16 protein-coding genes are annotated in these 20,254 nt (G+C 49.2%); 8 read left to right on the top strand and 8 right to left on the bottom strand.

Going from position 1 to position 20,254, the window contains the following annotated elements:
- The first annotated feature begins 3 nt into the window (after positions 1–3).
- Together OCL06_RS13585 and OCL06_RS13580 are read left to right on the top strand one after the other, a co-directional pair.
- A complete protein-coding gene (locus OCL06_RS13585) occupies positions 4–579 on the top strand; it encodes an acyltransferase (RefSeq protein ID WP_262995454.1) in 576 nt (191 codons plus the stop codon).
- Between the two features lies 1 nt (position 580).
- A complete protein-coding gene (locus tag OCL06_RS13580) occupies positions 581–1,636 on the top strand; it encodes a right-handed parallel beta-helix repeat-containing protein (protein ID WP_262995452.1) in 1,056 nt (351 codons plus the stop codon).
- 1 nt (position 1,637) lies between these two features.
- Here the strand turns inward: OCL06_RS13580 and OCL06_RS13575 are convergent, their stop codons facing one another.
- Genes OCL06_RS13575 through OCL06_RS13560 form a run of 4 tightly spaced genes read right to left on the bottom strand, consistent with a single transcriptional unit; the run spans position 1,638 to position 6,216 of the window.
- Positions 1,638–2,489 carry a sulfotransferase family protein gene (locus OCL06_RS13575; protein ID WP_262995450.1) on the bottom strand — a complete coding sequence of 284 codons (852 nt, stop codon included), beginning with the start codon at positions 2,487–2,489 and terminating at the stop codon, positions 1,638–1,640.
- On the bottom strand, positions 2,476–3,924 hold the full coding sequence (xrtA, locus tag OCL06_RS13570; protein WP_262995448.1) for an exosortase A: 1,449 nt from the start codon (positions 3,922–3,924) through the stop codon (positions 2,476–2,478). The genes OCL06_RS13575 and xrtA overlap by 14 nt, the downstream gene beginning before the upstream one ends.
- Before the next feature lie 16 nt (positions 3,925–3,940).
- A complete protein-coding gene (locus OCL06_RS13565; protein WP_262995446.1) occupies positions 3,941–4,801 on the bottom strand; it encodes an XrtA system polysaccharide deacetylase in 861 nt (286 codons plus the stop codon).
- A 2-nt stretch (positions 4,802–4,803) separates the two neighbouring features.
- Complete coding sequence (locus OCL06_RS13560) at positions 4,804–6,216, bottom strand: TIGR03013 family XrtA/PEP-CTERM system glycosyltransferase (protein WP_262995444.1); 1,413 nt, start codon at positions 6,214–6,216, stop codon at positions 4,804–4,806.
- Between the two features lie 200 nt (positions 6,217–6,416).
- On the opposite strand from OCL06_RS13560, the gene OCL06_RS13555 reads away from it, so the two are divergent.
- Genes OCL06_RS13555 through OCL06_RS13540 form a run of 4 tightly spaced genes read left to right on the top strand, consistent with a single transcriptional unit; the run spans position 6,417 to position 11,200 of the window.
- On the top strand, positions 6,417–7,001 hold the full coding sequence (locus OCL06_RS13555; protein WP_373318494.1) for an XrtA/PEP-CTERM system exopolysaccharide export protein: 585 nt from the start codon (positions 6,417–6,419) through the stop codon (positions 6,999–7,001).
- A gap of 20 nt (positions 7,002–7,021) precedes the next feature.
- Positions 7,022–8,593, top strand: a complete 1,572-nt coding sequence (locus OCL06_RS13550; RefSeq protein WP_262995440.1) for an XrtA system polysaccharide chain length determinant — start codon at positions 7,022–7,024, stop codon at positions 8,591–8,593.
- Positions 8,590–9,555 (top strand): XrtA-associated tyrosine autokinase, encoded by a 966-nt coding sequence (locus OCL06_RS13545; RefSeq protein WP_262995438.1) that lies wholly within the window; start codon positions 8,590–8,592, stop codon positions 9,553–9,555. Before OCL06_RS13550 ends, OCL06_RS13545 begins: the two co-directional genes overlap by 4 nt.
- On the top strand, positions 9,524–11,200 hold the full coding sequence (locus OCL06_RS13540) for a TIGR03016 family PEP-CTERM system-associated outer membrane protein (RefSeq protein WP_262995436.1): 1,677 nt from the start codon (positions 9,524–9,526) through the stop codon (positions 11,198–11,200). The genes OCL06_RS13545 and OCL06_RS13540 overlap by 32 nt, the downstream gene beginning before the upstream one ends.
- A gap of 72 nt (positions 11,201–11,272) precedes the next feature.
- Here OCL06_RS13540 and OCL06_RS13535 read toward each other — a convergent pair whose 3' ends face one another.
- The 3 genes from OCL06_RS13535 to hldE form a co-directional block, all read right to left on the bottom strand.
- Positions 11,273–13,201 (bottom strand): aminotransferase class I/II-fold pyridoxal phosphate-dependent enzyme, encoded by a 1,929-nt coding sequence (locus tag OCL06_RS13535; RefSeq protein WP_262995786.1) that lies wholly within the window; start codon positions 13,199–13,201, stop codon positions 11,273–11,275.
- Between the two features lie 9 nt (positions 13,202–13,210).
- A complete protein-coding gene (locus OCL06_RS13530) occupies positions 13,211–14,299 on the bottom strand; it encodes an XrtA/PEP-CTERM system-associated ATPase (protein ID WP_262995434.1) in 1,089 nt (362 codons plus the stop codon).
- Between the two features lie 218 nt (positions 14,300–14,517).
- Positions 14,518–15,954 (bottom strand): bifunctional D-glycero-beta-D-manno-heptose-7-phosphate kinase/D-glycero-beta-D-manno-heptose 1-phosphate adenylyltransferase HldE, encoded by a 1,437-nt coding sequence (gene hldE, locus OCL06_RS13525; RefSeq protein WP_262995432.1) that lies wholly within the window; start codon positions 15,952–15,954, stop codon positions 14,518–14,520.
- A 30-nt stretch (positions 15,955–15,984) separates the two neighbouring features.
- Between hldE and OCL06_RS13520 the strand changes: the two genes are divergently transcribed.
- Positions 15,985–16,335, top strand: a complete 351-nt coding sequence (locus OCL06_RS13520) for a GIY-YIG nuclease family protein (RefSeq protein WP_262995430.1) — start codon at positions 15,985–15,987, stop codon at positions 16,333–16,335.
- 25 nt (positions 16,336–16,360) lie between these two features.
- Here OCL06_RS13520 and OCL06_RS13515 read toward each other — a convergent pair whose 3' ends face one another.
- Positions 16,361–17,263 carry a DUF350 domain-containing protein gene (locus OCL06_RS13515; protein ID WP_262995428.1) on the bottom strand — a complete coding sequence of 301 codons (903 nt, stop codon included), beginning with the start codon at positions 17,261–17,263 and terminating at the stop codon, positions 16,361–16,363.
- A 98-nt stretch (positions 17,264–17,361) separates the two neighbouring features.
- Between OCL06_RS13515 and glnE the strand changes: the two genes are divergently transcribed.
- Positions 17,362–20,250 (top strand): bifunctional [glutamate--ammonia ligase]-adenylyl-L-tyrosine phosphorylase/[glutamate--ammonia-ligase] adenylyltransferase, encoded by a 2,889-nt coding sequence (gene glnE, locus OCL06_RS13510; RefSeq protein WP_262995785.1) that lies wholly within the window; start codon positions 17,362–17,364, stop codon positions 20,248–20,250.
- Positions 20,251–20,254: the final 4 nt, after the last annotated feature.

Raw genomic sequence — 20,254 nt, 5'->3', positions numbered from 1 at the left:
TCAGTGGAGTTACTTAAAGCTCTGATAAGAGCCATTGTTATGTTGCTGTTGCTACCCATGTATGTGATCTATACCGGCTTAGCAATGCTCAGTAATAAAGACGATGCCGTGAAAGCCTGTACACAGTTTTTGTCATTATTACCGGGTAAGACAGGAAGTTATTTCCGCGCCTGCTTTTGCAGTGTAATTTTTGAACAAACTGATAACGTCGTATATATTGGGTTTGGCACGGTATTTTCTCAGCAAAATACCACAATTCAAACCGGGGTGTACATCGGACCGCAGGGTAATATTGGTTCCTGTTTAATAGGGAAGAATACGCTGCTGGGAAGTGGTGTCCACTTACTCAGTGGTAAAAATCAGCATAGCTTCGATGACCCGGATACACCCATAAAGGATCAGCACGGTGAGTTCAGCAAAATTACAATAGGCGAAAACTGTTGGGTAGGAAATGGGGCCATCATTATGGCCTCCATCGGTGACAATTGTATTGTTGGCGCAGGGTCTGTAGTAACGAATGACTTCCCTGATAACTCCATTATTGCGGGTAACCCGGCTAAACTAATCAGGAGGAAATAATATGTTACGGTGTAATATCAAAACTTTTGCAATTGCCTTTTTGTGTATGGGGATTGCGTTTTGCGCGCAGGCTCAGCGCTCGGTGGAGGAAGTGACCAATGCAAATGAACTATTGAAGGCAGTAAAGAATGCTAACAAAGCTGGAGGACACGCCGACATTCTGCTTGCCGACGGTGAATATGCAATTCGCCAACGAATAATTATTACCGCGCCGCACGTCACGATCCGGTCTAAAAGTGGCATTCGTGAAAATGTGGTGCTGACCGGAAAAGGCATGGAGAAGCGGAACGATATTGAAGTCATTTTTGATATAAAAAGTAAACACGTTACTTTAGCCGGCTTTACCGCCCAGAATGTCTCGAATCATATTATTCAGGTGCGCGGCGGTAAGGACGCAGATAACTTTACGCTACGAAACTGCATATTAAGAGACAGTTACGAGCAGTTTCTGAAAGTTGGCCAAATGCGGGGTAAAGGAGACAAGGGGACGGCTGATAATGCCCTGATTGAAAATTGTATAATCGAGTATACGGCCTCACAGGCGCCTAATTGGTACACCGGCGGCATAGATGTTCATGGATCGCACGGTTGGGTGGTGAAAAACAATACCTTCCGAAATATTGCCAGCCCGGGTGACAAAATTGCCGAACACGCTATTCACTTCTGGGATGGCACAGAAGACATCAAAGTAATCAACAATGTGGTGGTTAACAGTGATCGGGGAATTGGCTTTGGCTTGGGTAACCGGGACGCTGAACGGTCTAACATTGGTGGACTGATAGAAGGAAACATCATCATCAGTAATGACAAGTCCCACCTCTTCAACGACGTAGCAATTGGACTGGAAAGTAGTCCGGATACCATCGTCCGTAACAACACAATCTTCTATACAGTTGATTATCCCAACGCAATCGAATACCGCTTTTCTGCTACTAAAGACGTAGTAATTGAAAATAACAACACAAACCGGGCAATCAAAGCCCGCAACGGCGGTGAGGCGTACACCTACACGAACCGTTGCCTCAAACAGCCTGCCCCGGGCTTATTCGGCGCCTAGGCTAATCAGGGCGCTTCCAGCCTGGCAGCGCCCTGCCCGTTAGCTTTTCAATCAGGTCTATATCGTTTTTGAAACGAGTCGAGAATGCCGTAAAGTCGGTGTCATCGGCTTTTTTTACTGGCTTATGGAAAGCGTTCTTTATCCACTCTGATGCGGGTGAGCGCTTCACCAGTTCAATCCCCCACCCCAGGCCCAACTTTTTCAGCCACTTTTGAGTGCCCGGCAAGACCACCCGATTCACTCTTTTATTCAAAAAGCTTGGGGAGAAACTACTATCTACGTCGAGAAAATTAAATACTGATTTCACCACAGTTGCTGGCGAGCGCACGATATCGTCGTAGAAAAGCACCAGCACATTTTCCCGGGGAAAGATCTCATATATTCGTTGCAGGTGCTTACCTTGTAAGCTCAGGTCTGTGACATCATCGTATTTAGTCAGCACCTCATCAAAACTCAGCCCCTGATAGTCGGACTGGACGTAGAGTTGATACTGAGAAAACGCCCGAGAGACAGGTTCGCGTAACACGAAGAACAGCTTTACATCAGGAATCGTCTCCTTAATGCGCTGTAAGGCTTGTTCGCGGTGATAGTAGTTAGGTGTTATCTCGCCACAAACCTTAACGTTGGCCGTTTCGCTGGCAGGGAAATTAGCCTTGTAGGACTCCAGTCCCTGCTCAAAGTGACGATTAAAGAAGTGCAGTTCTTTTTTAGCGGACATGAAAATATCCGGATGCTCGCTAAGGCACCGATACAGCCAGGTTGTCCCTGCTCGCTGCGCGCCAACGCCAATAAAATCAGGGAGCGTACCTTCACCGGTTGCCGAAGGCGGGGCTTGTGTTTCACTTATCGTCATTACGTTTGCTTCCACGAATTGCGGGTTGCATAACATTCGGATCATCAGATACAAAAATCTGCATGACACCAACAGGGCTGTCGCCAAGCAGCTTTTGCCAGATTTGCAAAAACTTAACCTTTATACCGTTAGTTAATATCCGACCGTTCAGGGTGTAAAAATAGGTTAGATAAAGTTGCGTGCCGTCCGCGGCCACAATGGTTTGCATGGGCAGGTTGCGCTGTTCCCCCGCCAACACCACGGGCAAGGTTGACGTGCTGAGTAACGTCCACCGTTCGTCGGAGTAAAACCGGTGCCGCCCGCTAATTAATTCGCCATTTCGTTCATCGAAGGAGGCACGGTAATGAATGACACACGTACTTCCCTCGGTATAGCCCTGATAGTTCTCTGCTGTCGGGTTACGCAACTGCGCTTCCCAGGTGTAAGGTAGTGTACAGCCCTTCTCGGTGAGTTGAGCTTGTTGCGCTGGCAACGCAACCGGATAGGACGTGTTGTCCAGCTTATACAGCCAGCCAGCGGTGCCCAGAAACAGCCCTGTTGTGAGAACAATGAGTGGCGTTTTGACACTGAAATTAAATACTGCATGCTCAGGCGCTGGCGCTTCCCATTCAGCATCTTTATCTCGCATGAACTCGCCAATCATTAACAGGCAGATCAAAACAAACGCAAAAAAGAACCAGCCATAAATAAGATGATCAGCACCCGCCGCGTACTCCATATCGGTTTGATACGCGATGACGATAATGCCAAACACACGAAAAATATTGGCCACGATGGGGAGGACCAACGCGATGATGAAAAAACCGATTCGTTTGGCTCGACTCACAAAGTTGAGGTAAGCATAGAGACTGCCTATTACTACACTGGCAATAAAGAAACTGACACCGGAGCAGGCTTCAGCCACCAGAAAACGCCCTTGCGGGATCTCTATATATAAACCTGAACGAAACAGCGGTATACCTGACACCTGTAACAGCGCCACCGCACCGTCAGCAGTAATTTCCTGCAAATACGGGATGAGTTCCTCGCCCACAGGTACTGCAAAGAGAATAAAGCACAGTGGAAAGAGTATCTGGAACGCGCCTTTAAAGCCGATAGCAAACCAAATCAGCAGGGGAAGCAGAGAAAAGGTCGCAACGTGCATGAGCAGGTGGACATTACCCAGTTCCCCAACCGCATAAACCAACAAGGCGGGTAAAATGAGAACCAGCGCGCTGGCATCGGTTTTCAGTTCACGGTTTGCCAGTTTATAGCGCTTAAGATAAATCAGGTAACAAACTGCGGGAAGAATGAGCAGACAATGATTGAAAATTTCATTTTCCCACCAAATCCCCACTGCAGATTGCAGACCATTAAAGGTAAGTAATACCCAGGCCGCAAGCAATATTGTGCTTGCCATGGTAAAGCGGGCTGCTCCCTGCAATTGCGTTGACATTCCGTGCTCCTGCTAACTACGCTACATGGCCTGTAGGCGCAACTTCAATTTCGTAGGCATCGATCATGGTTCCCCAGCGGTAGTCCTGCAACAACCTGACTAATTTGCCTTCCATGCGGGACAAATTCACGTAATGACGAAACCGTGACTTCAATGGAGCGCTGGCTACGCGCGGCTGCTCACTGTCTATTTCCCAGGGATGAAAGTAAAAACTATAGGGTGCAGACTCTTCCCGGAAATATTTCTCGATACGGCGTTTAGATAACCAGTAAGGGTAAAGCCGGAAATAGCCCCCGCCACCGATACCGGTATTGACCCCGTCTTTTCTGACGGTGGGAATTGGCACCTCAATAATGCCTTCCTCACGAACAAATTTGAAGCGCGGCCAGTCAGGCACGCCATACAGGTCATGTTCGATAGGATAGGTACTGCTGGAGTAGACAAAACCAAGTTCTTTTAAAATCTCATATGCCCAGGTATTACTATCGTTAATAGAAAAGCTGGGGGCGCGGTAACCAAAAACCGGTTGTCCACTGATATCTTCCAGTATGTCTTTACTGGTTTTAATATCTTCGAACAATGCTTGTCGGGACATGGTGGTAGCACGCTTGTGCAACAAACCGTGGCTGGCCAGCTCGTGTCCTTCAGCAACAATTCGCTTAATTAACTGCGGGCAACGCTGGGCGACCCAGCCTAACGTGAAAAACGTGGATTTCACGTTATGTTGAGCAAACAGGTCCAGTAAACGGTTAGTATTATCTTCTACCCGTAACGACAGCGTATCCCAGTCACTTTGGGCGATAACATCTTCGAACGCTGAAACCTGAAAATAGTCTTCAACGTCCACTGTCATGGCATTAAGGCGTCCTTCTGGCATGACTAACGTCCTTTACCAAAGAGAACGACTTCCACCGTTCTGATAAGAATGAGAATATCCAGCAACAGACTTTGGTGCTTGACATAGTAAAGGTCAAATTTCAGCTTTTCCATGGAGTCTTCCACGCTGGCGCCGTAAGGATAATTAAGTTGCGCCCACCCGGCCAGGCCAGGTTTAACATTATGACGCTGATTGTAATACGGCACTTCTCTCACCAACTTCTCAACAAACTCGGGGCGCTCCGGACGGGGGCCGATAAATGACATTTCGCCCTTGAATACGTTAAGCAGCTGAGGGAGTTCATCAATTCTGTATTTTCTGATGAAATGGCCGATGCGGGTCACCCGGTCATCGTTCTTAGAGGCCCATTTCGCGCCGTCTTTCTCTGCGTCAGGACGCATACTGCGAAACTTAATAATTTTAAATAACTTACCATTTAACCCTACCCGTTCCTGCCGGTAAAACACTGGCGTACCGGTACGGCGTCCATCGTCCAGATAAATAATTAACGCGGTTATGGCCATTATGGGCCACACAAAAAAGAAAATGCAGAAGGCTAGGATCGCATTGAGGCTGTAATCCAGTGCATCACGCAAATAATTCTGACTGGAAAAGCCATTCGAATAAATAACCCAGCTTGGGTACATCAGGTTTACCACTATCTGACCGGTTTCACGTTCCATGAAATCAAGCAGATCGGTCACTTCTATTCCCCGCAACCGGCTTTCAAAAAGGACATCAATGGGCAAGGTGCCGCGACGTTGATCGCAGGCGATAACGATTTCTTCGATATCGTTATCGGCAATAAACTGCTGAAAGTTTTCATCCACTTTCACATGAACAATTTTTTCGTTTTTGACACCATCTTCGCGGTTATCGCCCGGAATGGGCACGAACCCCAGCAATTCAAAGCCTATTCGGTCAACATCCCGCCGCATACGTTTTTCGATAATACTGGCCCGTTCACCGGCGCCCAGCACCACGATGCGGATTTTTCCAAGACCTAACAGGCCCAGCCGGTTGGTGAAATACCGGAATACCACCAACGTGATTATCACCGAGCACACTGCAGATGGCAGATAGTAGGGGTGCATGGCGAGATTATCGAAGAATGCACGACTTATGATTTCCACCAGGAAATAGCTAAGCCCCACACTGACAAAAATCCGGCGAATGATGCCCCGGAACGTCTCTCTCAATTTGGCTTCATACAGGCCAACCGATAACGAACATACGAGTATGCTGGCGGTGAGCAAGCCCACATTGACCACCAATTTCTCGATAGGTACTTCTCTGGTCATTCCAAGCTGAACCAGAATGAACTGTGATATGTACCCCATGTACGCGATCAACAGCGCTTCGGTAATTACTAAAATATTCGAGCGCTTATTCTGATTTCGCTTATTTACTGCCACCCTCGGCCCCCTGAAATTACTGCTGTGCTTTCCATCATAAAGCGAATTATTGTAATAGACTACAAATGATGATGGCATTATAGTGGTAATTACCGTAGGGTAAATCACCTTAAGCTAAATAATTCACCCATTTGAGTGTAGGACGATCTCTTATGAAGCATATTCAATACCTGGCTGTTATCGGCTTAGGCTTGGGAATAATGAATCTCTCTGCGTGTAGTTCATCGTCGTCATTGCCCGAGGCCACTTCACGAGCTTCTTTAACAACCGATGTGAATAACTATCAGTATCTTATCGGGCCGGGTGATCGTTTGTCGATCTTCGTCTGGCGAAACCCCGAGATTTCTGGCGAATATATTGTTCGTCCTGACGGGAAATTAACCACCTCGTTGGTCGAAGATATTGATGTATCTGGGCGCACCCCTTCCATGCTTGCCAGAGAGTTAGAAGAAAAACTCTCTACCTATATCAACAATCCCCGTGTTACCGTTAGCGTCAGCTCTTTTAGCGGGCCACTGAGTGAACAGGTCAGGGTGATCGGTGAGGCTGCGAATCCGCAGGCCATAAATTACCGTGAACACATGACGCTGCTTGACTTGATGATTGCTGTTGGCGGTCTGACAGAGTTTGCAGACGGCAACAACGCTAAACTAGTACGCGTGATTGACGGTAAAAGCAAAACCTACGAAATCAATATTGACGATTTAATCAGAGATGGCGACATTGCAGAAAATGTCGACATGCTTCCAGGAGATGTCGTAATCATTCCTGAAGCCTGGTTCTAGAAGTATCGGATCCAAACAATATGCAGGACTTACAGCAGACCTTAAATCAGGTCGTTGATTATATAAAAGGGATATGGATCAAGAAGCGATTTGTCATTATCTGCTCTTGGTTATTTTGTCCGTTGGGGTTTATTTATGTAGCAACCCTCCCCGACCAGTTCGAATCTGAATCAGTAGTATTCGTTGATACCCGCTCGGTTTTACAGCCACTCCTGAAGGGACTCGCCATTCAGTCTGATCCCGATCAGGAAATTCAGATGATGGCCAAAACGCTACTGAGCAGATCGAACGTGGAAAAAATTGCCCGTGAATCCGATCTGGATATTACCGCCACCACTGACCGGGAATTTGAAGATCTTATTGACCGGCTAAGTGATGATATTGAGCTTGGCTCTACTGGCCGGGACAATATCTATACTATCACCTACCAAAACAAAAACCCGGTTATGGCACAGCGCATTGTGCAGGAAACACTGGATCTATTCGTTGAAGGAGCCTTGGGCAATAACCGCAAAGATACGGATACTGCGGGGCGCTTCCTTGATGAGCAGATAGCTGATTATGAAGCACGCCTCGGCGAGGCTGAACAGCGGTTGGCTGACTTCAAGCGTCAGTACAACGATATTCTGCCAATGTCCGGCACCTTCTATAATGCATTGCAACAACGCAATCAGGACCTCGAAACGACTCAACTGGAAATTGAACAAACTCTGCAACAGGTTCAGTCAATGAAAAGTAAGCTGAACTCAGCCAGGGCACAGGATGGCTTTGGTGTCACGAGCGGCGATGGTCCCGTATTCCGCACCCGGTACGACGAACGGATTAAGGCGTTAGAAGAAAAGCTGGATAATCTTAGACTGCGATTTACTGAACAACATCCGGATGTGATTGAAACCCAGCACCTGTTGTCTTCGCTTGAAGACGCACGTAAAGAAGAAGTCGCCAGTTATCGGGATGATACGACTGACGATGAGCCGATGCCCACCAGTGAACTGGAAAAAGAGCTTCGTCTTGAAATCAGTCGTCTGGAAGGTCAAATAGCGTCCCTGAAAGTAAAGGAAAGCAGTCTTAAGCAGAAGATTGCTGAACTAGAGTCAAAGGTAGACCTGGTTCCGCAGATTGAAGCAGAATCTTCTGCACTTAACCGTGACTACGATATTACCAAACGTAAATACGAAGAGTTGCTGTCCCGTCGTGAGTCCGCCGATCTGTCCCGACGCGCAGATGTCTCAGCAGAGGAATTGCAATTCAGAATTATCGAGCCGCCTCTAATGCCTAATGTGCCGTCAGGCCCGAACCGTATTTTGTTGTACACTATAGTGTTGCTACTTGGCTTTGGATCCGGTATCGCACTCGCGTTCCTGGTAAGTCAATTGTCTCCGGTACTGGTCAGAGCCAGACAACTGCAGACAGTAACAGACTACCCTATATGGGGGACGGTCTCGCACCTCAACATTACACAAATAAGACGACGAAACCGTCTAAGGATAACCGTCTTCGCTCTGTCGTCAGGGGCGATCATATGCATGTACGGATTTTTGGTTAGTGCAGAGGTATTGAACATCAACTTCATTGAGAGCGTAATGAGATGAGCAGTACGATAGAGAAAGCGCTACAGCGACAGCAGCAAGAACAAGCCCGTAAAAAAGCCGAGCAGGAAGGCACCACGTCGCTCGAACGTGCGGTCAGCGCTGAAAAAGCGAAGAAGTCATCGGACGCGCCGACGGAAAATCCACCGAAAGCAGTTGCCGAATCGTCGCAGGCTACCGAATCGGTGGAGAGGGTTGTTCAGCCCGAACGGGAACCTGATAACAAGCAACCGTTTCATATTGATCTTCAGCGTCTGGAAGCCAATGGTCATATTTCTTTAACCGGCGAGCGCAAACAGATCAATGAAGAGTATCGGGAAATAAAACGTAAGCTGTTAAGCAATGCCTTTGGCCCTTTGGCCAAAACACTGCATAACAGTAATATCATTATGGTTACCAGTGGCCGCCCGTCAGAAGGCAAAACGTTCACAGCTACCAATCTTGCTATGAGCATTGCCGCTGAACAGGATAAGACAGTGTTATTGGTAGACGCGGATGTACTTAAGCCGAATGTTTTAAACACGCTTGGCTTAGAACGCCGCAGAGGTCTGGTTGAATATTTATCTGGTGAAGTGGCTGATATTGCGGACGTACTTTACCCTACCAATATTGATAAGTTGAAGATTATCCCAGCAGGGAAGTCTCACCACCTGACCACTGAATTACTGGCCAGTCAGAAAATGCATGAAACGGTTGACGAATTCGCTAATCGCTATCCTGATCGGATTGTGATTTTTGATACGCCCCCTTTGATCGGTATTACTGAAACAGCGGTACTGGCTAACTTTGCCGGGCAAGCAGTAGTGGTGACCGAAGAGGGCAAATCAAAAATCCCCGATATCCGGCATTGTGTCGATCGGCTTAATCCTGATATGGCCATAGGTTTTGTGGTCAATAAATCGGTAAATCAGGACACGGAAGGTACTGGCTATTATGGCTATTACTACGCAGAGAGAAAAAGCTAATCTAATGGCAGTAGAACGCAGATATTTGCTGGGATGCAGCGTACTAATTGGCACGTGTCTGCTTCCAATCAAACTGGCCCTGGCCAATGATCTGAACCTTGCCTTGCAGGTTGAGACCGAGGCAGTCACGCAAGAAGTGCAGGCGAAAGACCGGGGGTCGCGCAGCGTTGACTCCTGGTCTGTCAATCCTGTGGTAAGTGCATATTACGAAAGCCGCACCATCTCCGCGTTGTGGTCCGGGAATGTGACCTATATCGATCGTTCCACAGACGACCTTGGCGATAGCGACGATACTTACGAAGAATATCAGTACAACGCGCAATGGACGCCGATAGAGCGCTTTCTTTCGTTTAGAGCATCAGGCGCCCTAAATTATCAGAATACAGACGGGGCCAATTATCTACTTTCAGATTACTTCACTGACCCTGATGCATTGGCTAAAACCCGCTCAAACAGGCTCGCCTCAACACTGCAATTCACGCAGGGCGATTATGTTCGCGGAAGGGGCACTGTCAGTTACGCTGTGGTTGAGTCTGAAGCTAGCCCGGTTACCAATAACCTGGCCCTGGACAATGAGACTTATTCCACAATTGGTGAGCTGCGTAACGGCGATGAAGTCACGAATTTAATATGGAGCCTGGAGGGCAGTTACGACAAAACTGAACGCTCGACCAGTAGCCTGGGTGACTTTATCACCCGAGGCGCAGAAGCAAAAATTGATGCCATGTTAATCAGTGATTTTGGCATTCGTTTGAGTGCCAGACATAATGCCGATCAGGTGCTCGGACGAAACGACTCTATTTCAAACACCCGTGCTTATGATAGTTATGGTGTGGGTCTGACGTACCGCCAGGCGGCCGGCCGTTTTGTTTCCTTTACCATCAACCAGGGGAAAGCGAACGACGATGAAGATTACCAAACTTTTGTGGGTGCAGAAATGCGTTGGGCGTTCACACCCAGAACGTCATTATCTGCTCAGTACGGCAGACGTTACTGGGGGGAAAAGGCTACTGTAAAGTTCCGCTATAATACGAAACATATTCGTTCCAGCCTTTCTTACGATGAATCAGTTACCAGTACATCGCGATTATTAGCAAACCCTGAGAATCTCGGGGTCTTCGTATGTAACATAGGCCAGGCTGACTTGAGTAGTTGTTATCAACCAAACTCACTGAGCTATGTGCCAAAGGAAGGTGAGCAATTAGTTCAGTTCTCTACGTCTAACTTTGAAATAGATGATGACATTATTCTTCGTAAAGCCACTAACTGGCAAATTGGCTACGAGTTTTCCAGAATAAAGTTAGGTTCCAATATTCGCTACTCGTTAGATGATTACCTGGACGAAGATCGCATGCGCCGGACGTACTCGGTATCCTTTGATATGGTTTACCGGTTGGGCAGCTATACCCGTCTTGTTAGTGACATCAGCTATGCCAATATTGAGCAACGTTCGATAGAGTTTCAAAGTGGTGCCAGCGAAAACTGGAATGGCTCTGTGGGCCTCACCAGAGAGATTGGCCAGCACTTTGAAGCAAAAGTAGCCTCCAGCTATATTGATAAGTCAGGTGACCTAACCACGGGTAACCTTGGTCGAAACTATTCCGAGCGACGCATTTCACTGTCGCTTACCTATCGCTACGAATAGAGGGTTATCATCGCCAGTGCACTGACGTCGGACGACACCCATGCACTGGCACAAGCGTTTTAATTTAGCAGTTCATTTGATTGTCATCACATAAATATCCCCGTCATACACGCCCTGAATGGTTAGTTTCTGACTGGCGAGCGCCTGCAGATAATTAATATGGGCGTGCTCAATCCGTTGTCCGGGCACGATAAGGGGGATGCCCGGAGGATAAGGTGTCACCAGGCCAGCAGCTATGCGACCGGCACTTTGTTCCCACGGTATCGCCTCCCGTTCGCTAAAAAAAGCTCTGGACGGAAGCTCAGCCAGTGATATGGGCGGGATTGATGTAGGTAGTGGCTTTCTGTTTTTGCTTCGCTGCAGGGATACTGAGCCATCATCCAGCTTCTTCAGTGCATTGTACAAGCGGACGATTTTCGAGCGCATACCACCGAGGGTAAGCAATACCAAAATGGTGCTATGGGTAAACTTCTCAATCTCCAGCCCCACCTCATCCATCAGAAAACGATGAATTTCCTGATTCGAGTATTCCAGTGCGGAAATATCAATGAGAATTTTAAGGGGATCATGCCCCACATTATCCTGTTCTACGTGGTCAAACATGCGCGCAAAGTCTTGCCGGTCGAGGATTTTCAGGCGTGTAAACTTAGCCACCTGCTGCTTAAGTTCCTGTACATTGGCAAGCAGTTCATTGAGGATCTTGTACCCTTCCATCTCCAGCTGCTGGCGGCATACATCCAGCGAGGCAATTAGCTGGTATTTTGGCGAGGTGCTGGTATGAATGTTATACACCTCTTTGAAGAAGTCTTTGTCAAAGTCAGGATCGTTAACATGTATCAACGACGCCTGTGAAAAGGCTGATACCACTTTATGGGCTGAATGTGTGACATAGTCAGCGCCGGCCTGGACTGCTGAGTACGGGCGAAAGTGCGGGTGGAACGAGGCGTAAGCGAACCACGCCTCGTCAATAAACACCTTGATACCACGGCTATGTGCCAGCGCCACCACCTGTTTCAGGTCGGTCAGTAAACCGTCATAGGTACACCCGGTCAGTACGACTAACTTAGCGTTCGGATTCGCTTCTATCACTTCACGCAGCTGCGTTAATCGGGGCGGTGAAAAAATGCCGTAGTCCGGATTAAACACACTGTCCAGATACACCGGCATCGCGCGAGCCTGCACAATGCCGTAGTGGACCGATTTATGACAGTTGCGATCGGCAATGACCTTATCGCCTTCCCTCAGCAAGGTCTGCAAAATGATTTTATTAGAAGTAGACGAGCCATTAGTCACAAAATAGGAGTGTCTGACTTCGAAGGTACTGGCCACATTCGCCTGGGCGCGCCCAATAGCATAGGTGCCGTCTGATAGGGAGCCCAGTGAGTCCACACTGACAGACAGATCGCTGACAAATACGTTGCGCCCGAAGAACCGATAGAAATCACTGATGTAGGGGGAATGTCGAAAACTGGCGCCGCCACTGTGTCCGGGCGTATGCCAGGAATCATTGGCTTCCAGCACATACTCCTTGTAAGCGGTCCAGAACGGAGTTTCATTGCGGTCATCGAAGTCATTAATGATATAGCCAACAATCGACTCAGGGTCACTTATGATGTCGTTACGGTAAAAAAACGACTCCATGCTGCCGGCTTCATTCACAATATCCAGCCCTTTCACAGCGTCGCCCAGTACGTAAACGGGCAGTTCAGGCCGAATATATTTAATGGCGTTAATAACTACGGCATTGTTAGCCACCTGCGCGTCACTATCACCGCCGATATCAACCTCTGTGACCCGGGTGTCCCAGCTAAAAACCACCGCCTGAATTTCGCCGTCTTCACGGACCTGCCTGAGCGCTTCGGTTACCGAAATCGCTTCAGTTACCGACACCTCAATATCAGGACGATCGAAGAAGTCGATGGTTGAACGGATACTGGCCGATAACTGTTCGAGTAACTCATCAGAATCTTCGACCACTAAAATCTTGAGCTTAGGCAGCAGTGGGACCACTTATTCATCGCCCTCGTCAGACTTCAGACGAACATAAGTGCGGTACTTTTTCTTTAACAGTTTGTCTATGTACTGGGTAAGTTTCACTTTATGACCGATGGCATCATCAAGCGCATCTACCAGCTCGGCCAACATGGCTTTGTAGTACTCTGCGTCCTGAATTTCATTCCCGTTGGGAGTAAGTACTTTTTGCGCCGGCTTGTAGCTCCCTTCGCTACTTTCCTCGTCACCACTATGCTTTACTTCTTCCTCTTTCTGAACGGCCAGCGTCTCCGGCTCGAACATTTCCTCTTTCACTTCATCGATTACCGCGTCGACAGCTTCTTCAGTAAGTACGTCCAATTCCTCCAGAAAACCAAACAGTAAGATTCGGTCCATCAGGGTATTTATTTTACGAGGCACGCCCCGGGTAAAATGGTGGATTCGTGTGAACGCATTATCTGAGAACAGCGTCTTACCACTCCAGCCTGCATGTTGCATTCGGTATTCAATATAAGATTTGGTTTCCGCGTCTGTGAGCGGCGCCAGGTGACAGGATGCCACGATACGCTGGCGAAACTGTTCCATGTTAGGCGCGCGCAAAATGGGCTGAAGCTCCTCCTGTCCCAGCAAAAAGCTTTGCAACAACGGTTTTCCCTTTTGCTGAAAATTAGACAGCATCCGCAATTCTTCGATGGTTTCGAGTGGCAGGTTCTGCGCTTCATCTACCAGCAACAATGCCCGACGCCCCTGCGTACTGAGATCATATAAGAACTTTTCCAGCTCTTTGAGAATATCGGCCTTGGTTTTAGCCGTGGTATCCAGCCCGAATTTTGTCGCGACCATTTTTACCAGTTCGTCCGGCGTAAGCTTGGGCGTTACAATCTGCGCCGCGACAATATCGTCTTCGATATCATTTAGCAGACTGTTTGCGATAGTGGTTTTACCTGTACCAATATCGCCGGTAATAACGATAAACCCTTCGGCTTGTGACAGGCCGTACTGTAGGTACGACATGGCACGCTTGTGCCATTTACTGGCAAAGAAAAACGCCGGATCCGGCGTTAGCTGAAACGGTTTAGAGTTAAGTCCATAATAACTTTCATACATGTTAATACCGCTAATACTGTTGGTTACAACGAGGATAAATCTAGCTTAACGCAAACACCCAGTTGCCGCTATGCGTGAATGGGATGTAGCGTGCATTTAATCGACGCTTGCATGGCTGCAAGCGCGAATAAGACAGGTAAGTTTTCGGTCCCGGAATTAGCGCCCTCCCCTTTTCAGAGATGGACGAATCCATTGGACGTAATGCGTTCATGGTGTGATCAGGCTTTTTTCACATCCCGGTTGACGATGCTGTCGATGATACCGGTAGTCGAAACGCCATCTTCAAAATTCAGCACCTTCACGTCGCCGCCGTTATCCAGCACTTCTTTGGCACCGGCAATGGCTTCCAGCTTGTAGTCGCCACCTTTTACCAGCACGTCGGGCAATAAGCGGGCAATAAGCCGCCGGGGGGTGTCTTCTGAGAACGGCACCACCCAGTCTACCGAACTTAATCCGGCCAGCACGGCCATTCTGCGCGCCGCGTTATTGATGGGCCGGCCCGGCCCTTTCAGCTGGGTGACCGACTCATCTGTATTCACCGCCACAATCAAGCGGTCGCCCAGGTCGGCGGCTTCTTTAAGGTAGGACACATGGCCGGCGTGAAGAATGTCGAAGCAGCCGTTAGTCATAACGATTTTCTCACCGCGGGTGCGGGCAGACTGCAGCGCCATAACTAATTGCTCTTCGCTCATTACGCCGCCGTCAAGGTGCAGCGACTGCTCACCTAACGCCAGCGCCAGCTCAGTGTTCGTCACCGTGGAAGTACCCAGTTTACCTACCACCACGCTGGCGGCCAGGTTGGCCAGCACACAGGCGGCCTGAACCGGCAGGCCGCAGGCCACACCGACGGCTAATGTTGACACCACGGTGTCGCCGGCACCGGTGACATCGTAAACCTCTTTGGCTTTCGCTGGCAGATGAAATTCATCCTGCCCTTTTTCAAACAAGGTCATGCCCTGCTCTGAGCGGGTCAGTAACAATGCACTTAGCTTTAACTGCTCACGCATAGCATGGGCATGGCTGACCAGCTCAGCTTCGTCTTTTGACTCGCCGGTGACGGCGGCAAGCTCTTCCATATTGGGGGTGATTAATGTGGCATTCTGATATTTTTCAAAGTCCGTGCCTTTGGGATCCACAATCACGGTTTTCTTGGCCTCGCGAGCCTTGCTAATGAGCTTCTGCGGCGTGGCCAGACAGCCCTTGTTATAATCTGACAGAATTACCACATCGGCCTGTGCCAACGCTTTTTCAAAAGAGGCTTCGAGCGCATCCTTATTGGTATCGGCGAAGCTTGACTCAAAGTCCATGCGCAGCAATTGCTGATTCCGGCTCATTACCCGCAGCTTGGTGGTGGTTTCTTTATCCTCTGCCTCGTGGAACTGGCAGTCAATATCGAACGATTCCAACTTTTGTCGCAAGATCCTGGCATTATCGTCTTTACCGCATAAACCAATCAGGGTGACTTTGGCTCCCAGCGCGGCTGCATTAATGGCCACATTGGCGGCACCGCCAGGCCTGTCTTCAGTGCTTTTTACGTTGACCACGGGCACCGGCGCTTCCGGAGAAATCCGGCCTGCGCCGCCAGTCCAATAGCGATCTAACATTAAATCGCCCACTACGAGAATTTTTGCTTTGCTAAAATCTGGTAAAATCATAAAGATATCGCTGTGTCGGGAACGTCCATTTTGTCAGCTAGTATAACAGCCAACGCCGAAAATGAGGAATCAGCACCCTCCTCTTGGTATATCTACATTATTGAAAATCGCTTGGGTCAGTTCTACACCGGAATAACTTGCGATCCAAAGCGCAGAATAGCGCAGCACCGGGGCGAGAAGCCAGGTGGTGCCAAGGCACTGAAAGGAAAATCGCCGCTGATTTATCGCGCGGTATTTGAAGTAACGGATAAGCGTGCAGCGATGAAACTGGAATATCAGGTGAAGCGCTTCAGCCGTCGACAAAAAGAGCAGTTAGTGAACGGCAAAGGGCCCTTGCCGGAAGACATTCGTTGCGAGAGCGCCCGGTTCACTCACCTGTAGGCGCCTCTCTTAAATTCAGTATTACTTAACTCAGTACGCCATTAACAATCATGGCTATGCCTATGCTGAGTGTCAGCCCCAGGCACGCCACCCCCACGTTATGTTGCTGGTCAACCTCCTGGCGGTAATTCATGCCAAACAGGATCACTTTCTTACTTACCATAATAATCAAGTGTAACGCGATGGCAAGACAGACGCTCACTATCAGCCAACCGGTCACATTTGACACATACCCATCCGGGTTGTATTCAATGAGGTTTTTAGCGACAGAGACCATCATCGCCGTGCCCAATAAGTTTCCGGCATGCTCAATGGCCAGCGCTAACTGGCCTTTTTCCAGCGCGCCCTGAAACGAGTCATTCTGGTTGTAGCGTGCAAATCGTGCCTCATAGAGACGGGTCATTACCAACAGAATGGTCAGCACCACGGTAAACCCGGTACATATCGCGATAATGGCATTCATATTACTGCCGTCTACCCATAACATCATACTACGCAGAATAATGGCGCTGGCCACCAGACTGGCTGCGTCCACCAGCGCTATACTCACGCTCCGGTCAGAAATCATGGCGACCGTGTCAACCCGGTTCAGTACCAGCTTGTCATGGGCAAAACGGCCAAACTTAACCAGTATTATCCCCACTACGCCGAATGTAAGCATGCCCACAGCAGCATCTTCATAGCCCTGTCCAATATGTCGGCCTACGACTGAACTAAGCACAATACACAGCGACAACATACCGCCGGCAATACTGATCCCGAAGGCAAAATTGTCTTTTACCCCGAGTTCCTCGGTGACCGAACTCTTTCGCAATAAGCCCGTAAGCCACTTCATGATGACCAGAAGCACTAATGCCAAAGCCAAATCGATTGCCAGGTACACCCACAACTCGTGGGACAGGGGTACCAACTTTACTAACGCTTCCACCGTATATTCTCCCTTTAAGACGCTGACAGTATGCTGGAGTGCCCATTTGAAGTGTGACAGACTCTGCATGTCAGTTATCTACATTGCGTACCTGTATTATGCCTACACCCGCACAAAATAATAGTTTGATTGAGCAACACGCCACTCAGTTCTGGGAGCGGTTTTGTGATGCTGCCAGTGACGATGTGCTTCACAACGTCAGCGAGGAGCAAGCTAAAACCGTGTTTGGCCTCTCGGAATTCATAGCCGAGCAAAGTATCCGGCACCCCGAGTGGTTAGTGAGTGCACTACAGTGCACCCCCCACTCACTGACCGGTGATTACATTGCTCACACCGTGCAGGGCGCCTGTGAAAAAGCAGATAGCGAAGACGCATTGGCAAAAGTATTGCGCGATACCCGAAACGCGATGATGCTCACTATCGCCGTGTTGGATGTCACCAATAGGCAGACTGTAGAGATTTCCTTGCAGCAGGTGTCGAAGCTGGCTGAAAGTCTAATAAACGTTGCCTACCAGCGACTCTACACGTTACTTGCCGTTAAACACGGCACGCCAATGGGTGAGCATGGTGAACAACCCATGTTTATCCTCGCTATGGGGAAACTCGGCGGTAATGAACTTAACTTTTCTTCAGATATCGATTTGATTTTCGCCTACCCTCACAAAGGCGAAACCGAAGGCGGCAAAAAGCCCATCGAAAACCAGCAGTTTTTTACCCGCCTGGCGCAAAAGTTAATTAACAGCCTGAATAAGATTACTGTCGATGGTCAGGTGTATCGCGTGGATATGCGCCTGCGACCATTCGGTGAAAGTGGTCCGTTGGCAATGCATTTTGCGGCGCTGGAAGATTATTATCAGGAACAGGGCCGGCACTGGGAGCGATTTGCCATGGTCAAAGCCCGTGTCATCAATGATACAAATTCGCCGTACTTTGACGACTTGCAGGCAATTTTGCGGCCGTTTACGTTTCGTCGCTATCTGGATTTCACCACCATCGATGCCCTGCGTGACATGAAGCAATTGATTGCCACTGAAATTCGCCGCCGTCGTTTGTCCGGCAATATCAAGCTTGGGGCTGGCGGGATCCGGGAAGTGGAGTTTTTCGCACAAAGCTTCCAGCTGATTCACGGCGGCCGCGAACCGGAGCTCAGACAAAAAAACTTACTGGCTACGCTGGATGCCCTGGCAGATCTCGAAATTGTGGATACCCAGAGTACATCGCAGATGAAGCAGGACTACCTTTACCTGCGTAAAGTAGAGCACACCCTGCAACAGTGGCAGGATGGGCAAACTCAGACCCTGCCAGATGATGAGTGGGCGCAGCAGATCCTCGCCCATGTAATGGAATGTGAGAGCTATGCGGCTTTTCAGGAAGAACTGGCTGAGGTGATGGAACGGATCCACCAGCAGTTCAATGAATTGGTAGAAGAAACCCATGAATCGCACACCGACTCCGACGAACGGTTTGCCGTGTGTCGTGATGCATGGAACCTGACCCTTGATGCTGAGGAGTTTGTGGCGCTGCTGGCCGGTGAACTGGACGGAGAGGATGCCGCCCTGCTCTTTACCATGCTGGTTAATTTCCGCGACCAGTTACCTGGCTATCGCATCGGGCAGCGTGGTGAGGATACCCTGAACCGCTTGATGCCTGAACTGTTGTATATTCTGCTGGATTGCCATGTGAATAATATCCGGCAGGTGCTAGCCAGAGTCCTGGGGGTGATTAACGCCATCACCGGCCGTACGACCTACCTCGACCTGTTGCTGGAAAACCCTGATGTGCTGCGCCAGCTGATTAAATTATGTGAACGCAGTGAGTGGATCGCCAGCGAAATTCAGCGTTTCCCGCTATTGTTAGACGAGTTGCTGACGCCGATGTACCTGAAGCAACAGAATACCGACATTGCCAGCAGTCAACGGGAATATCAGCAGGAACTTCGCGAGTCGTTATTACGCATTGAGCCCGACGACGTGGAAATGATGATGGATGCATGGCGCCAGTTTAAGTTATGTCAGCAGTTACGTATTGCCGCAAGCGATATCAGTGGCTCACTGCCAATTCCGAATGTCAGCGACAAACTAACGGTGCTGGCAGAAGTCATCCTGGCCAGTGTAGTGAACGCAGCATGGAAACAAATTGCAGTTCGCTATGGGGTACCTGGCCACCTCGACGCCGATACCAAGGGATTCGCCGTCATAGGGTACGGGAAGCTGGGCGGCTTTGAGCTGGGTTATGGTTCCGATCTCGACCTGGTATTTTTGCATAACGCCCCCCGTGATTCTGTCACCAATGGCAAAAAGTCCATTGAAGCCCAGCAGTTTTATATCAAGCTGGCGCAGCGGATTATGCATCTGCTAAATACCACCACCCTGTTTGGTCAACTGTATGAAACCGATCTGCGCTTACGCCCGTCAGGAAAGTCTGGCTTGCTTTGCTGCCACGTTGATGGGTTCGCGGTCTATCAGCGCGAGGAGGCGTGGACCTGGGAGCACCAGGCGCTGGTGCGGGCCCGGGCTATCGTAGGCGACTCGAACCTGTTGGCCGCGTTTAACGAGGTGCGCAACGAAATTCTTACCCGTCGCCGCGATCTTGACCAGTTACAACAGGATGTGGTGACTATGCGCTACAAAATGCGGGAGCATTTATTATCAGGAAGCGTTGATGAAATTGATTTAAAACAGTGCGAAGGCGGGATTACTGACATTGAGTTTCTTACCCAGTACTGGGTGCTGGCTCACGCCCATTCTACAGAAACGCTCACCGTATATACTGACAACCTCCGGCTTATAGATAGTGTGGCGGCAGCCGGTTTACTGACAGCCCAGCAGGCCGGGAAGTTACAGCACGCGTACCTTGAGCTGCGTAACCAGTATCATCAGCTTACGTTAGCCGACAATAAATATGCGCAACAAAGTGAAGAACTGACCGCGTTGCGAAGCGAAGTGTCTGCCATCTGGCATGATGTATTGGGCACCAGCTCCGGCTGACTTC

It is taken from the genome of Alteromonas salexigens, assembly GCF_025628895.1.
Lineage (GTDB): Bacteria > Pseudomonadota > Gammaproteobacteria > Enterobacterales > Alteromonadaceae > Alteromonas > Alteromonas salexigens.
The sequence above is the reverse complement of the archived record's forward strand: the minus strand, read 5'-3'. Positions and strand labels throughout refer to the sequence as shown.

Excerpts from the sequence above, each read along its gene's own strand:
- glnE (WP_262995785.1), top strand. The coding sequence starts at position 17,362 with ATGCCTACACCCGCACAAAATAATAGTTTGATTGAGCAACACGCCACT.
- hldE (WP_262995432.1), bottom strand. The coding sequence starts at position 15,954 with ATGATTTTACCAGATTTTAGCAAAGCAAAAATTCTCGTAGTGGGCGAT.
- OCL06_RS13555 (WP_373318494.1), top strand. The coding sequence starts at position 6,417 with ATGAATCTCTCTGCGTGTAGTTCATCGTCGTCATTGCCCGAGGCCACT.
- OCL06_RS13545 (WP_262995438.1), top strand. The coding sequence starts at position 8,590 with ATGAGCAGTACGATAGAGAAAGCGCTACAGCGACAGCAGCAAGAACAA.
- OCL06_RS13550 (WP_262995440.1), top strand. The coding sequence starts at position 7,022 with ATGCAGGACTTACAGCAGACCTTAAATCAGGTCGTTGATTATATAAAA.
- OCL06_RS13565 (WP_262995446.1), bottom strand. The coding sequence starts at position 4,801 with ATGCCAGAAGGACGCCTTAATGCCATGACAGTGGACGTTGAAGACTAT.
- OCL06_RS13575 (WP_262995450.1), bottom strand. The coding sequence starts at position 2,489 with ATGACGATAAGTGAAACACAAGCCCCGCCTTCGGCAACCGGTGAAGGT.
- OCL06_RS13580 (WP_262995452.1), top strand. The coding sequence starts at position 581 with ATGTTACGGTGTAATATCAAAACTTTTGCAATTGCCTTTTTGTGTATG.
- OCL06_RS13540 (WP_262995436.1), top strand. The coding sequence starts at position 9,524 with ATGGCTATTACTACGCAGAGAGAAAAAGCTAATCTAATGGCAGTAGAA.
- OCL06_RS13530 (WP_262995434.1), bottom strand. The coding sequence starts at position 14,299 with ATGTATGAAAGTTATTATGGACTTAACTCTAAACCGTTTCAGCTAACG.
- xrtA (WP_262995448.1), bottom strand. The coding sequence starts at position 3,924 with ATGTCAACGCAATTGCAGGGAGCAGCCCGCTTTACCATGGCAAGCACA.